At 71.4% G+C, this 14,599-nt stretch carries 9 protein-coding genes; 7 read left to right on the top strand and 2 right to left on the bottom strand.

The window, feature by feature from the left end; genetic code table 11:
• Nucleotides 1–44 precede the first annotated feature (44 nt).
• Together AB0B86_RS00045 and AB0B86_RS00040 are read left to right on the top strand one after the other, a co-directional pair.
• A complete protein-coding gene (locus tag AB0B86_RS00045) occupies nt 45–881 on the top strand; it encodes an aldo/keto reductase (protein WP_357414608.1) in 837 nt (278 codons plus the stop codon).
• A 46-nt stretch (nt 882–927) separates the two neighbouring features.
• The gene (locus AB0B86_RS00040) at nt 928–2,169 is read left to right on the top strand and encodes a hypothetical protein (RefSeq protein WP_357413109.1); all 1,242 of its coding nucleotides are present in this window, start codon (nt 928–930) and stop codon (nt 2,167–2,169) included.
• 59 nt (nt 2,170–2,228) lie between these two features.
• Here the strand turns inward: AB0B86_RS00040 and AB0B86_RS00035 are convergent, their stop codons facing one another.
• On the bottom strand, nt 2,229–4,298 hold the full coding sequence (locus AB0B86_RS00035; protein ID WP_357414606.1) for a phosphocholine-specific phospholipase C: 2,070 nt from the start codon (nt 4,296–4,298) through the stop codon (nt 2,229–2,231).
• Nucleotides 4,299–4,415: 117 nt separating this feature from the next.
• Here AB0B86_RS00035 and AB0B86_RS00030 point away from each other — a divergent pair, with 117 nt between their 5' ends.
• The 4 genes from AB0B86_RS00030 to AB0B86_RS00015 all read left to right on the top strand — a co-directional run bounded on the left by AB0B86_RS00030 (nt 4,416) and on the right by AB0B86_RS00015 (nt 8,111).
• The gene (locus tag AB0B86_RS00030; protein WP_357414604.1) at nt 4,416–5,462 is read left to right on the top strand and encodes an SEC-C domain-containing protein; all 1,047 of its coding nucleotides are present in this window, start codon (nt 4,416–4,418) and stop codon (nt 5,460–5,462) included.
• Nucleotides 5,463–5,505: 43 nt separating this feature from the next.
• Nucleotides 5,506–6,255 (top strand): hypothetical protein, encoded by a 750-nt coding sequence (locus AB0B86_RS00025; RefSeq protein WP_357413115.1) that lies wholly within the window; start codon nt 5,506–5,508, stop codon nt 6,253–6,255.
• A 49-nt stretch (nt 6,256–6,304) separates the two neighbouring features.
• Nucleotides 6,305–7,549, top strand: coding sequence for an SGNH/GDSL hydrolase family protein (locus AB0B86_RS00020; protein ID WP_357414602.1), 1,245 nt, complete (start codon nt 6,305–6,307; stop codon nt 7,547–7,549).
• 61 nt (nt 7,550–7,610) lie between these two features.
• Entirely contained in the window at nt 7,611–8,111 is a 501-nt protein-coding gene (locus AB0B86_RS00015; protein ID WP_357413119.1) for a DUF2231 domain-containing protein, read from the top strand.
• A gap of 58 nt (nt 8,112–8,169) precedes the next feature.
• On the opposite strand, the gene AB0B86_RS00010 is transcribed toward AB0B86_RS00015, so the two are convergent.
• A complete protein-coding gene (locus AB0B86_RS00010) occupies nt 8,170–11,547 on the bottom strand; it encodes a S8 family peptidase (RefSeq protein WP_357413121.1) in 3,378 nt (1,125 codons plus the stop codon).
• Between the two features lie 328 nt (nt 11,548–11,875).
• Between AB0B86_RS00010 and AB0B86_RS00005 the strand changes: the two genes are divergently transcribed.
• Nucleotides 11,876–13,759 (top strand): Xaa-Pro dipeptidyl-peptidase, encoded by a 1,884-nt coding sequence (locus AB0B86_RS00005; protein ID WP_357414600.1) that lies wholly within the window; start codon nt 11,876–11,878, stop codon nt 13,757–13,759.
• The last annotated feature ends 840 nt before the right edge of the window (nt 13,760–14,599 follow it).

Raw genomic sequence — 14,599 nt, 5'->3', positions numbered from 1 at the left:
CGGACACGGTCTGCGCGACGGTTCGCGCGGGTAGGGTTCTGATCATGACGATTCCCCATCTGACGGCTGCCGACGGCACCACTCTGCCGGCGATCGGGCTCGGCACGTACAAGCTGAACGGCTCGGCGGGCGTCGACGCGATCGGGCACGCGATCCGGGCTGGTTACCGGTTGCTCGACTCGGCGGTGAACTACGAGAACGAGGGCGCTGTCGGTCGGGCCGTCCGTTCTGCGGGAGACGTGCGGGACGAGGTGATCGTCACGTCGAAGCTGCCGGGGCGGCACCACAGCTACGACGAGGCGCTGACCACCATCGAGGAGAGTGTGTTCCGGACCGGCCTCGACCGGGTCGACCTGTACCTGATCCACTGGCCGAACCCCAAGCAGGACCTGTACGTGCAGGCGTGGCGGGCGCTGATCGAGGCGCGCGAGCGTGGTCTGGTGCGGCACATCGGGCTGTCCAACTTCCTGCCGGAGCACATCGACCGGCTGGTGGCCGAGACCGGGGTCGCCCCGGTGGTCAACCAGATCGAGGTGCACCCGTACTTCCCGCAGCGGGAGGCGCTCGACTACCACCGGGAGCACGGCATCCTGGTGCAGGGGTGGAGCCCGCTCGGCCACGGCAACGACCTGCAACAGCACCCGGTGATCGCGGAGATCGCGAAAGCCCACGGCGTCAGCCCGGCGCAGACCATCCTGGCCTGGCACGTGGCCCGCCAGGTGATTCCGCTACCCAAGGCCGCCTCGCCGCAGCGGCAGGCGGAGAACCTGGACGTCTTCGGCATCACGCTCACCGACGCGCAGGTCGAGGCCATCACCGCGCTGGGCCGCCCGGACGGGCGGCTGGCAGATCAAGACCCGGCGGTGTACGAGGAGTTCTGACCGACCCTCCGCACCGGACTGTCAGGGGGTCGGGAGAGCATGGGTCGTGCTCGACGGACTCGACGACATCGACTGGGCGCGGCTGGGCCACGCCTACGGGGCGGCCGACGACGTGCCCGGCCAGCTGCGCGCCCTGGTCTCCCCCGATCCGGCCACCCGGGACGAGGCCCTGGGTGACCTCTACACCAACGTCTTCCACCAGGGCGGCCGGTTCGAGGCGAGCGCGTACGCGGTGCCGTTCCTGCTGGAGATGCTCGCCGACCCGGCCACCCCGGAGCCGGCGGCGGTGCTCGGGCTGGTGAGCGCCCTGGCCGTCGGGTACGACGAGGGCGTGCTGCCGGAGGGCTTCCCGGTGGCCGAGTACCGGCGGGCCGCCGAGGGTGGCCGGGAGTTGCTCGCCGCGAAGCCGCCGCCGTGGACCGGCCCCGACGAGTCCGAGAAGGAGTACGTCGAGTACGCCTACGTCGAGTCGCTGTCCGCGGCGGATCAGGGCCGACTGTGGGCGTACGTCGAGCTGGCGACCTATGACGCGGTGCGCGCCGGGGTTCCCCTGTTCCGCACTCTGCTGGGGCACTCCGACCCGGAGGTGCGCACGGGCGCGGCGTACACCCTCGCCTGGTTTCCGGAGGAGGCCGACGGCAGTGTGCCAGCGCTGGCCGGCGCGGTCGACGCCGCTGCCGGCCCGGGCGTCGCGTCGACGCCCGGTGAGGTGGCCACCATGCTGGTGGCGTCGGGGCTGCTGGGTGCCGCGCCGGACGTTCGGTGGTTGACCGATCCGCGCCCGGTGGTCCGCTGTGCCGCAGCGATCGGTCGGGTCCGCGTCCTCGGCGCGGCGGCCGACCCGGCGACGGCCGACGAGTTGTTGGGCTGGGCGTCGACGCCGTCCGACGACGCCGACAGCGGGCCGGTCGAGGGCGAGTGGGTGCCGTTCCTCGACGGTGATCTTGCCGGCTACGCGGCGCTCGCGGTGCGGCAGCTCGGGCCGCGGCACGCGGACCGCGCCTTCGAGGCGCTGCTCGCCCGGCTGCCCACCGTCAGTGGTGAGCGGTCGTTGACGGTGCTGGGTGTGGCTCTGCGCCTCGCGTTTCCGGACGGCCCGGCGGCGGCAGAAACGCCGGTCGCGGCGCTGCTGCCCCGGCAGCGGCGGCTCGCCGAGGTTTTGGGCGCGTCGACAGAGCCGTGGTTGATCGACGGTCAGAACTTCGGCAACGTGTCAATGCTCGTCGGTGAGTACGGCCTGCCGGGCAGCCGCGAGGCGATGTTGGCGTACCTCGACGAGGTTCCGTAGGCCGCCGGTGTCGCGTCACCGGGCAGGACCACGCCCCGGGTGACGGGACACCACGCGCCCTAGACCAGCCCGCCGAGGGCCGGGTCGCTGATGCTGTCCTTGCCGTTCTCGACGTGGCCCGCGTACCGGTAGGCGAAGGCGGCGTCGCCCGCGACGCTGACTGTCAGGTCGTACCAGCCGTGGGTGCGGGAGAGCTGCCAGTGCGCGCGTTCCGTCTGACCCGGGCGCAGCGACAGCGTGACGGGCCGGGAGTTGTACCGGTCCGTGACCGTCACCTCGACCCGCTTCGATCCGGGGTTCCGGAGCGTGAGGACCACCTTGTCGTTGCGCTCCTCGTAGGAGGGGGTGATGTCGAGGTGGGCTGGGCCGCCGGTGAATCGGCGGTGGAAGCCGTTCGGGCCGTGCACAGACAGGTCGTAGGAGGACCCGATCGCCCAGGTGTCGGTCAGGTGCTTGCCCGGCTCGACGGTGTAGCTGCGCGGTGCGTCCGCGCTGCCGGCCTGGCGGACCTGGAAGACCGCGGCGACCCCGCCGGTGTTGCGGAAGTCGATCCGGAGCGCGCCGCCGTCGACCCGGGCGTCGGCGTACAGGGTGTACGGGATGGGCCGCGCCGGGCGTACCCCGTGTTCCTGCTTGGGCAGGCGCTGGTCGACCGGCGGCACCGGCACCTGGTCGGGGTGCCGGATGAGGTCCTCGGGCTTGAAGTCGTCGGTGTCGGGCAGCCGGACCTCTCGCGAGCGGTTCGGGTGCCGGAAGTCGAAGGCGCTGGTCAGGTCGCCGACGACGGCCCGCCGCCACGGGGTGATGTTCTTCTCGATCAGGTCCGGACGGCCGTCGGCGAACCGCGCCTCCAGGAACTTGATCAGCGAGGTGTGGTCGAAGACCTGCGAGTTCACGTAGCCGCCGCGCGTCCACGGCGAGACGATGACCATGGGAACCCGGATGCCGAGGCCGTAGGGTCCGGCCGGGTGGTCGGCGTCGCCGGGGAAGATCTCGTTGGTGGTCGGCACCGTCGACTGGCCGTGCTCGCGGCTCTGCGGGGGCGTCGGCGGGACCACGTGGTCGAAGAAGCCGCCCTCCTCGTCGTAGGTGACGAAGAGCGCCATCTTGCTCCACACCTCGGGGTTCGCCGCGAGGATGTCGATGACCTGCGAGATGTACCAGGCGCCGAACGCCGGCCCCCAGTTCGGGTGCTCGCTGTACGCCTCGGGTGCGGTGATCCAGGAGACCTCCGGCAGACGTCCCGCCTCGACGTCGGCGCGGAAGTCGGCCAGCAGCGCCTCCGGGTCCCGGCCCTGGGTCCTGATCTCGGTACCGGTCTTCGCCCTGTCCGCCAGCGGCGTGCCGGGCTGCGCGTCCTGGTACTTGTGGAAGTAGAGCAGCGAGTTGTCGCCGTAGTTGCCGATGTACGGGTCGTTCGTCCACCCCCACGAGCCGGCGGCGTTGAGGCCGGTGCCGACGTCCTGGTAGATCTTCCAGGAGATGCCGTTGCGCTCCAGCCGCTCCGGGTAGGTCGACCAGTCGTAGCCGGCCTCCGCGTTGGTGATGACCGGGCCGCCGCCCTTGCCGTCGTTGCCGACCCAGCCGCTCCACAGGTGGTAGCGGTTCGGGTCGGTCGGGCCCATCAGCGAACAGTGGTAGCTGTCGCAGACGGTGAACGCGTCGGCGAGCGCGTAGTGGTACGGCAGGTCCTGGCGGTTGTGGTAGGTCATCGCCGTGACGCCCTTGTTCGGCACCCACCCGTCGAAGCGGCCGTCGTTCCAGGCGGCGTGCCCGTCGTTCCAGCCGTGCGGCGGGTCCGGCAGGAAGGTCTGGCCGAGGTCCTGCACCTCGGGGCGGAACGGCAGCAGCTCGCCGGACCCGTTGGGCTGGTGCCACACGTCCTTACCGGAGGGCAGTGTCGCCGGATGCGGATCACCGAAGCCGCGTACGCCCCGCATGGTGCCGAAGTAGTGGTCGAAGGAGCGGTTCTCCTGCATCAGGATGATGACGTGCTCGACGTCCTTGATCGTGCCGGTCCGGTTGTTCGCCGGGATGGCGAGTGCCTTGCTGAGGTCCAGCGGGAGCGCCGCGCCGATCGCGGGGACACCCATCGCCTTGAGGAAGGTACGCCGATCTACCGTGCCCATAACTCCGCCTTTGTGCGACCTGGTCGAGAAACTGGCGACCGGACGCTATCGAGGCCGGGTTGACGGCAGATGACCATAATTGGGCCGGACGGGAGCCCTCCGACGTACCGTGAGATCGTGCCGACGAGAGACGTACTCACCAAGGCTGACCTCGCCGAACTGCGCCGCTCGGCGCTCGGGACGGCCGACCCGCTCGGTGTCGCCGCGGACGTCGCCGAGGCGGCCGAGCAGGGTCGGCTTGAGGATCCGGACGACGCCGGGGACGCGCTGACCCTGGCCGCCGAGATCGCCGAGATCCGGGCGCGGCCCGAGGCCGCCCTGCGGTACGCCGAGCAGGCGCTGGCGGCGTACCCGTCCGGGGACGACCCGCGTGCCGGGTTCGCCCGGGCGCTGCGGGCCCGGGCCCTGTTCCGGGCCGGCGGTCGCGACGACGAGGCGATGGCGGAGTTGACAGCGCTGCGCCCGTTGCTGCTCGGGCAGCCCGACGCCCCCGCCTACGTGAGCGCCGCGCTGGACGCGGGTGGTCGTTCGGCGACCGCCGAGACCTGGCTGAGCGAGGCGGTCGACACCCTGCTGGGCGAGCGCGCGAACGCGGCCGACAAGCCGGCGCAGGCGATCACCGCGGTCGACCCGGTGGCGGAACTCGGTCCGCCGGACGCGCCGGGGGTGCTCTTCCTCCTCCTGCAACAGCGGCACCGGGTACGCCGGAATCTGAACCTCCCACACGATCGGCAGGACGATCTGGCGGACCGGCTGGAGGCCCAGCTGGTGCGCCGGGCCGGAGAGCGCCGGGACGCCGGAACGGACCTGCTCTTCTGGCCGCGCGCCGAGTTGGATCGGCTGCTCGCCGAGCACCCCGCACTGACCGAGGTGTACGGGCCGGACTGGGACGCGCACCGCGGCCGGCTGGAGAAGGAGCTGGTCCGGCTCCGGGAAGCCGGTCAGGCCGGGCTTGGCGTGTTCCGCGCCAGCGTGGACGGGCTGCACGCGGTCGCCGGTAGACGGGACGGCGACCCGACCGACGCGGCGGTCCGGGCGGGCTACGCGGCCGAGGTGCAGGCCCGTCCGAGCGCGCGGATCCCCTGGCCGCCGGAGCGCAACGACGCCTGCTGGTGCGGCTCGGGCCTCAAGTACAAGAAGGACTGCCTGCCGCGCTCCCGGTAGCCGGGGGGCGTCGGCGGCGTCCCGGTTGCGACATAATCCGTCAGTGCTGAACGGGAAACGGCGGGGAATCTTCGGCGGCGTCCTGCTGCTGGTGGTGGCGTTGGTCGGTGCCGGTCTGTGGCGCTATGTGCACAGTCGGGACGACCCGATCCACGGCAGTGCTGTGGTCGACGCCGCGAAGAAGGTGGACCGGGTCCAGGCCCGATTCGTTGCCGACCACCTCTACCAGGCCGACAAGTACGTGCACTCGGCGAACCAGGACCCCGACGTCGCGGTTCTCAAGGTCTCCGGTGAGACGCACTGGCAGACCGGCGTGACGTTGGTGCTGCGGGTGGCGGGGCACGGGGTGGAGATCGGCGCGGACGGCTCGGTGATCGACGAACGGGACGAGGCGATCTGCTTTCGTCTTCAGCTCGGCCCGCGCGACGACAGCCGCGACGACGACATCGAGTGCCCGCCGAACGATCCCCTCCAGGTTGCCCAGGACCCGTCGCTCGACGGGGTCGACGACCGGTTGAAGAACGCTCTGGAGGCCGTCGACCCGGACGGGACGGCGGTTCGTACGGCGATCGACGACCTGAAGCTGGATCCGGCCATCGTGGTGGACGTGAGCGCAGAGGACGGCCGGGTCGGCGTGGCCCTGCGGGCGGCGCAGTACGACTGCCTGCTGGCCCGGGTCACCGGAAACGGTGCGGAGCTGTGGCGGCCGGCGCACACCCAGTTGGCCCCGGGCGAGCTGCCGTGCGCCGCGCGGGTCGCCCTGAGCAGCAATTTCGGTAAGGGCCTCAGGTGAATCCCGCTTTCCCCGGAGCCCGTTGATGCAAGCCGGGTCGGCCCGTCGCGTGACGGCGTCAACCGTGGCGGCGCTGCTGGCGGCGCTCTGCGTACCCCTGGTCGTGCATCTGGAGCGGGCACGGCACGACCCGGCCCCGGCGCTGGTTCGGGCCCAGGACCCCGGGCCGGCGGCGGGTCGGGACCAACAGCACTTCGCGGTCACCTGGGCCGCCAGCGCCGAGCGGCTGGGTGCCGGGCCGGCCGAGGGCAGCTACCGGCTCGTCGTCCGGACCAGCGTCGGCGGGGACGCCCTGCGGATCCGGCTGACGAACGCGTTCGGCGAGCACCCGGTCACCTTCGCCAGCGTCTACGCGGGGTTGCGGCGGCAGGGTGCGGAGCTGGTCGCGGGCAGCAACCGGCGGCTGACGTTCGGCGGTCAGCCCTCGGTCACCGTCGCGGCGGGCGAGATGATCCTGAGCGACCCGCTGACCGGCGAGCTGGCCCCGGAGAGCGACCTCGTCGTCAGTCTCCACGTCATCGGCGCGCTGGGCATGCGCAGCGGGCACGTCGAGGCCCTGCAGACGTCGTACGCCAGCGCGGGTGACCATGCCGCCGAGGAGGCGGCGACCAACTGGACCGCGACGGTGAAGTCCTGGTACTGGTTGGACGCCGTCAGTGTGCGGACGTCCACGGCGGTCAGCTCGGTGGTCGTCCTCGGCGACTCCATCGCCGACGGGTTGAACTCCGGCAGGGACACCAACCGCCGCTGGCCCGACTACCTGGCCCGGCGGCTGCGGGCCGCGCCCGACAGCCCGGTGCGGGGCGTGGCGAATGAGGGCATCTCCGGTAACAAGGTGCTCGCCGGCGGTGCCGGGCCGGCCGCGCTGCGCCGGTTCGACCGCGACGTGCTGTCCCACCCGGGGGTCGACACCGTGGTCGTCCACGAGGGCATCAACGACATCAAGGCTCACACGGGTGTCACTGTGGACGACCTGACCGCCGGCTACCGGCAGTTGGTCGACCGGGCGCACGCGGCGGGCCGGTGCGTCGTCGGCGCCACGGTCATGGCGTACCAGGGCTGGCCGGAGTACGACGACGCGGGTGAGGCAGTGCGGCAGAGCGTCAACGACTGGATCCGGCACAGTGGCGTGTTCGACGCCGTTGTCGACTTCGACGTGATCACCCGCAGTCCGGACGACCCGCGCAGGCTCGAGCCGTTGTTCGACAGCGGTGATCATCTCCACCCGAACGACAGGGGCATGCAGGCGATGGCGGACGCCGTCGACCTGGCCGTCCTGCGCTGCGACCGCTGACCCGATAACGTCCGGTCCCGGACGATCGACGTCCGTCAGACGCCACCGGAGGAGATCGACGATGTTCGAGGAGTTCATGGGCCTCCCCGCCCACCCTCTGGTGGTGCACGCCGCTGTGGTGTTCGTCCCGCTGCTGGCCCTGCTGAGCGTCGGCTACGCGCTCGTCGCGCCGATCCGGCCGCACACCCGTTGGGTGCTGGGGCTGCTCGCCGTGGGTGCGCCGGTCGCCGCCCTGCTGGCGACGCAGTCCGGAGATGCCTTCTTCGCGCGGATGCGGGCGGCCAACCGGGTCACCCCCGAGTTCGTTCCGAAGATCGAGGCGCACCAGGAGTTCGGGGACAACACGCTCTGGGCGACCCTCGGGTTGGCGATCGTGGCGCTGGCGCTTGTCTGGTTCGTTCCGCCGCGAGCCGCCGAGGCGAGCAGCACCGGAGGTGCCCGGCCGGGTCGGGCGCTGACCGTGGCGTTGCAGGTGCTGTCGCTGATAGCCGCAGGCGTCGCGGTGTACTACGTGGTCCGCACCGGCGACTCCGGCGCGAAGGTGGTCTGGGAGGGGCAGTGACCCCGGGAGTTGCTGGTGCGGCCCGGTCGCGGGCCGGGCCGCACCAGCGGCGTGACGATCAGCCGGCGTTGTACGCCCGGATGATGGTCTGGTCGATGCCGCTACCGCCGTTCGCGGCGGCCTTCACCCGCAGCGATACGGCCTGCCCGGCGGTGGCCTTCGGCAGGGCGACCCGGTAGCTGTCGCCGCTCGCGGTGACCCGGGCGGACGTCCAACTGGCGCCGTCGTCGGTCGAGGTCCAGGCCTGAACCGAGGTCACCTGCTGCGCCTTGACGCCGTTCGCCTGCCGGACGGCCATCTCGGCAGTCGTGCCGGTGACGTGGTTGGCGGTGTCCATGGGCAGCGCGTAGTCCACCGCGAGCAGCGGCAACGGCACGCTTACGGTGCCGTCCGGCCCGGCCGACCGGAACGTCCAGGAGGTGGTGACCTTGGTCGAGATCGGCAGGATCAGGCTGGTGTCGACGTCGAGGGTCAGCCGGTAGTCCGCCATCTGCTGCGGCACTGTGAAGTCGGCGAGCGGGAGGTTGCGCTCGTCGACAAGCTTGCCGTCGCGGTACAACGACAGCTTGCGGTTCACGCCGATCGAGTTGCCCTGCAGGCAGTCGGCCCGCTGGTGCTGGTCGGTGAGGGTCACCAGGTCGATGTGCAGGTTGCCCCGGGTCCGCGACGGCGCGGTGGCGCAGCTGTAGCCGACGCCGGCCGGGTCGTCGTAGAAGCCGGAGTGCAGCGGCTGCCGCGCCCAGACCTTGGCCTGCCGGCTGCCCGGCTGGTAGCGGCGCGGTGCCTCCTGGGCCGACAGGCCACCGTAGACGCCCTCGTCGGACCAGAGGTAGCCGGGCGACAGGTAGTCGGTGCGGTACGGCGGCAGGTTGCCCTCGTGGGTCTCCGTCAGCCACACGCCGTCCGGCGTGAAGGCGTTGCGGATCAGTTGGGTGACCATCCCCTCCGAGTCGGCCTGGTGGAACCGCTCCTCGATCCGGGCGAGTTTCGCCTGCTCGGCGGCGTTCACCCGGTACGCGGGATCGGCCGGTACGCCGTTCGGGTACTCGTGTACGAGGTTGTAGCGGTACGGCTTGGCAGTGCCGGCCGGGGCGTCGAGGTTGACGGCGGCCCAACTGCGCAGCGATCCGACGCCGGGTTTCGGCAGTGCGGAGGTGCGGACGGCCGTCGCGGTTCCGTACCCGCTGATCTGGTTCCACCAGGACAGACCGTTCACCGACGTCTGGACGTTCGTGAGATCGGTCTTGGTGGCCCGGGTGGCGACCCCGTCGACAGTCGCGGTCACCGGCTTGGCCCGCGCCGGGTCGAGCGTCACGTTCCGGTTGGCGGTGACTGTCACGTCGGTCTCGCCGACGAGCGTCGTCTCCAGCACGTCGCTGTCGACGTAGTAGGCGACGGAGGCGCCGAGCACCGAGTACCGGCCGGCCGGAACCCGCAGCGTGAAGTCGTCACCGGGCGCACCGCCGGCCCCGCCGTAGTAGAGCACCGGGTCGGTGAGGTTGGTGACCGCGAGGTTGATCCAGCTCTCCGCGCCGTCCTTCAGGCCGGACAACGGCCTGGTGTGGATCGTCAGGTCATAGCTGGGCTGTTCGACGTAGAAGCTCACCGGCGTGGTCGCGACCAGCTTGTGGCCGGCGGTGCGGGCGGTGACAGTGGCCAGGTAGAAGCCCGGCCGGTTGGCCAGCGCCGCGCGATCGATTCGCAGGCTCGCCTCGGCGGTGGAGCCGCGCTTGAGCGTCAGCCGGGCCGTCGACAGCGACGCCGCGGCGCGCGGCACCGGCTGACCGTCGTGGTTGACCACTGTCACGTCGAGGTCGAGCACCGTCGTCGCCGGGGTGGCCGCGCCGGTCCAGCTCAGCTTCGCCTCGCTGGCGCCGGACTGCGGGTACGTGAAGGTGCCGAGGTTGACCACCGGCTGGTTGCTGGTCGGGCCGCCGAGGGCGCGGGCCGCGTTGAGCCGGCCGGCACCGACGGCGTACGCGTCGACTCCGGTAAGCGGGTCGGCGGCGCCGACGAGCGCGGCCTTGAGCTGCGCACCGGTCCAGTCCGGGTGCCGCTGGGCGAGCAGGGCGGCGGCGCCCGCGACGTGCGGGCTGGCCATGGAGGTGCCGCTGATCGCCTCGTAGTGCTCGTCGATCGGGTCCTGGAGGTTGGTGCCGGCGGCCCGCGCGGCGACGATGTCGACACCCGGCGCGACCAGCTCCGGCTTGGCCACGTTGCTTGTGACAAGGGGTCCGCGGCTGGAGAAGTCGGCGAGCTTGTCGTCGCGGTCCACCGCGCCGACGGTGAGCGCGCTGGCGGCGGAGCCCGGCGAGGAGATGGCTCCGCCGCTGTTGCCGGCGGCGATGACGAACAGCACGCCGGTCTGCTTGCTCAGACCGTCGACGGCGAGCGACAACGGGTCGTTGCCGTCGTCGGGGTCGCTGCCGCCGAGGCTCATGTTGATGACGTCGGCCCGGGTGGCGGCCCACTCCATGCCCGCGATGATCCCGGAGTCCTCGCCCGAGCCGTGGTCGTCGAGGACCTTGCCGATCACCAGTTTGGCGTCCGGGGCCACGCCGCGACGCTGCCCGTGCGCTGCCGCGCCGGTGCCGGCGATCGTCGACGCGACGTGCGTACCGTGGCCGTTGTGGTCGACGGCGTCACCGCCCTCGGCGGTGAAGTCGGACCTGTCCACGACCCGGCCGACCAGGTCCGGGTGGGTGAAGTCGGCGCCGGTGTCGAGCACCGCGACCCGTACGCCGGCGCCGGTGTAGCCGGACTTCCAGGCCTCGGGTGCGGAGATCTGCCCCAGGTTGCGGTCGAGGTCGCGCTGCTGCCCGCCGCCGGTGAGCGCGGTGGCGCGCACCTTGCGGTCCAGCCAGACCTTCTTGGCGCCGGCGAGCAGCGAGTTGGTCGCCAGCTTCGCGGTGGCCGGGCTCTTCTTGGGTACCCGGCCGGCCACCGCGCCGATGCTGGGCAGCGGCAGTACGTCACCGAGCGCGGCGACCCGGGCGGACGCGGTGGCGGGCTGCACGATGAGCGGCAGCTCGGCGGAGTTGTCGTCGTCGTACCCGTCGGCGATCAGCGTGGTGACGTCGAAGAGGTCGGGGTCGAGGACCGAGCCGATCTGGGACGCGACGCGGGCGGGGATGACGTGCAGGTGACCGTCGGGGCCGCAGGTCTGGCGGATCACCGCGTTCTCGTCGGCCGGCCGGACGCTGGCGTGCGGGCATCCCGAGCCGGTGCTGCGGACGGTCACCACGTCGCCGGTCAGCAGGGTGACGGTGTGCGTCCTGCCGTCGATCGAGGTTGCGGGTGGGCCGGTCAGCCCGATGCCGCTGGGTCCCGCTGTGGCCGCGCCACCGGGTCCCGCTGTGGCCGCGCCGCCCGGTAGGGCGGTGAGCGTTGTGGCCGTGACGGCGACGGCCAACAGCCACCGTGTTGTCCTGAGCATGCTGCTCCTCGTCTAATGTGGACGAAAGCGCCTCTTCGGGCGGCTTTCCGCAAGATCATATGCACGGACGCGTGATCTTCAGAGGCCTTCACCGACAGGTTTTTCCGCTGGTGTGGCCGGGATTTCCGCAGCAGGTCACCGCCAGGATCGGTTCGATGACGGTTCGATTGCCACCCTCCGCCAAAACGGCACATTGTGGATGACGAGCACATCCCCCCGCCGAAAGGATCGACGGGACCCGGGCCCGCACCTAGCATGGCGACGAATGGATCTTCGAGATAGGCCCCTGCCGACACCCGGCGACCAGCCCAACCGAAGGGAGACGCGCGTGCGTCGACCCCGCCATCTGGCCCTACTGAGCGTCGGTGTGTCCGGCGCTCTGGTCCTTGCCGCAGCCTCCACCGCGACTGCGGCCCCGCCCACGACCACCACGCCCACCGGCATCGTGGTCAGCGACGGCATGACCCAACCGGTGTTCTCGCTCGCCGACGCGATCGAGGAGCGGGTGTTCGTCCAGACCCCGGTGGACACCGACCACGACGGTCGGCTCGACCGGGTGGCGATCGACATCTCCCGCCCCCGGGAGACCGCCACGCAGGGTTTCAAGGTGCCGGTGATCTTCGAACACAGCCCGTACCGCAAGGACACCTGGGGTGACGTGCCGTACCCCAGCGTGCTTGTCGACGACCTGCCGCAGAACGGTCTGACCGACAGTTCCGGACGGCGGGCGCTCGACGTGGGCACCCAGCGCGCCCAGGCCAAGGCCAACCTGCCGGGCTCGCTCGACGACTACTACGTGCCCCGCGGGTACGCGGTGGTGCTCGGACAGAGCGTCGGCACCGGCGACTCCGACGGCTGCCCCACCAGCGGCGACCAGGCCGAGACGCTCGGCACCAAGGCCGTCATCGACTGGCTCAACGGCCGGGCCAAGGGGTACGACGCCACCGGCGCCCCGGTCACCGCCGGCTGGACCACCGGCGCTGTCGGCATGACCGGCGTCTCCTACAACGGGACGCTGCCCAACCAGGTCGCCACCACCGGAGTCAAGGGACTCAAGACCATCGTGCCGGTCTCCGCGATCAGCAGCTGGTACGACTACTACCGGGCGAACGGTCTGGTCGTCGCGCCCGGCACGTTCCAGGGCGAGGACCTCGACATCCTGGCCCAGTACACCGCCGGGCAGGCACGCGCCGAGGGGCAGTGCGCCGACGAACTCGCGAAGATCACCGAGGAGCAGGACCGGATCACCGGCGACTACTCGACGTTCTGGCAGGACCGCGACTACCTCGACGCCGACAACGTCACGGCCAGCGTCTTCGTCGTGCACGGCCTCAACGACTGGAACGTGAAGACCGAGCACTTCGCCGGCTGGTGGGACCAGCTCGCCAAGCACGACGTACCGCGCAAGATCTGGCTGCACCAGGGCGGGCACGGCGGCCCGGGCAGCAGCGCCTCGGTGACCCTGCCCAGCGGGCAGACGTGGACCTACAAGCAGACCGAGAACCGCTGGTTCGACTTCTGGCTGTGGAACGTCCGCAACGGCATCATGGACGAGCCGACCGCTGTGCTCCAACGCGAGGACCGCGCCTACACCACGTACGCCAACTGGCCCGACCCCGCCGCGCGTACGGTCGGGCTGCGGTTCGCCGCCACCGACGCCACCACCCCGGGGGCGCTCACCACGGGCAAGCCGCCGAAGGCCACTGTCGAGCAGAGCTTCGTCGACGAGGGCCGGACCATCCACCCGGACACGCTTGTCGCCAACCCCGACACGGCGAGCGCGAACCGGCTCGCCTACCGCTCCCCCGAGTTGACGCAGAGCGTGCGCATCTCCGGACGTCCGGAGATGCGGCTGCGGATGGCGATCGACAACAAGCCGGACGCGAACCTCACCGCGTACCTCGTCGACTACGGCCCGGCCGGGTCGACCGCCGCGCCGACGGTGGTGACCCGGGGCTGGATGGACCCGCAGAACCGCAAGAACGCCGCCCGCACCTCGGAGGTGCGGCAGGGCAAGATGTACGACTACCGGTGGACCCTGGAGCCGAAGGACTACATCTTCCCGGCCGGGCACCGGATCGGCGTGGTCGTCTTCTCCAGCGACCAGGAGTACACCCTCCTGCCGTTGGGCGGTACCGAGCTGCGAGTGGCACCGAACGACAGCGAACTGCGACTGCCGGTGGTCGGCGGGCGGGGCGTCCTCGGGTTCTGATCCCGTCCACGCAGTCAGGTGGGGCAGTCCGCGGTGTCACGGACTGCCCCACCCGCACGTCCGGCCCGCCCCCAGCCAACGATGCGAGGCCGCCCGTGCACGCCCACGCTGCCCACCATCCCGGATCGTGGCGTGCGGGTGGAGTGCCCGATCTTTCGCAAGATCGTGCTCGATCCTGGTTGTAGTGGCCTCGTCGCCGCCGGAAAGCCCTCTTTCCTGGATCGAGCACGATCTTGACGGCCGGCGGCCCGGCCCCGGCCAGCCCGGCCCCGGCTGCCCGGGCGCCGCAGCCCCGGCCCAGCAGCCCGGGCCCGGCAGCCGGACTCCTGCGCCCAGGGGCTGGATGCGCGGGGGCCGGGCTAGTGCAGGCGCGGACGCCCAGGGAGCCACAGGCGTCCCATGGGTCACCCATGAGGGCGGGTTTGCGCAGATTGCGCCGCATGTCCTCACTCCGCACGCGGCCAGCAGGCGTGATCCACTCGGTTTTGGTGAAGTCGGGCTATAACCGGCACTGGGATACCGCAGTTTTACGGAACGCGAGTGGATCATCGCAAGGGCTTCGGCCCCAGACATGTCGAGTGTCGGGTTTGCGCCTTATGTCGAGTGGTCGAGGCCACCTGGTCGGCGGAATCGGGGGCCGGGCCGGGTCGTTATACCGGGCATGGCACCGCGACCCCGGGTCGCCGGTGCGCGGCGGTCGCCGGGAACACCGACCGGGCCGCCTCGGTTACATCCTCCAGAGCGTCCGGGCTCCGAGAGCCCCGGTGGAATGATCCGCCGCCCCGCTTGGTTACACCTGGTCCCGATGCCGGCCCCCAGGGCCGCCGGGCAGAGCCCCCC

The organism is Micromonospora sp. NPDC049047, from assembly GCF_040649135.1.
Lineage (GTDB): Bacteria > Actinomycetota > Actinomycetes > Mycobacteriales > Micromonosporaceae > Micromonospora.
Note: the sequence above shows the minus strand (reverse complement) of the source record. Positions and strands in the feature narration are given on the sequence as shown.

Coding starts and splice junctions, on each gene's coding strand:
- AB0B86_RS00045 (WP_357414608.1), top strand. CDS start 45: ATGACGATTCCCCATCTGACGGCTGCCGACGGCACCACTCTGCCGGCG.
- AB0B86_RS00035 (WP_357414606.1), bottom strand. CDS start 4,298: ATGGGCACGGTAGATCGGCGTACCTTCCTCAAGGCGATGGGTGTCCCC.
- AB0B86_RS00015 (WP_357413119.1), top strand. CDS start 7,611: ATGTTCGAGGAGTTCATGGGCCTCCCCGCCCACCCTCTGGTGGTGCAC.
- AB0B86_RS00010 (WP_357413121.1), bottom strand. CDS start 11,547: ATGCTCAGGACAACACGGTGGCTGTTGGCCGTCGCCGTCACGGCCACA.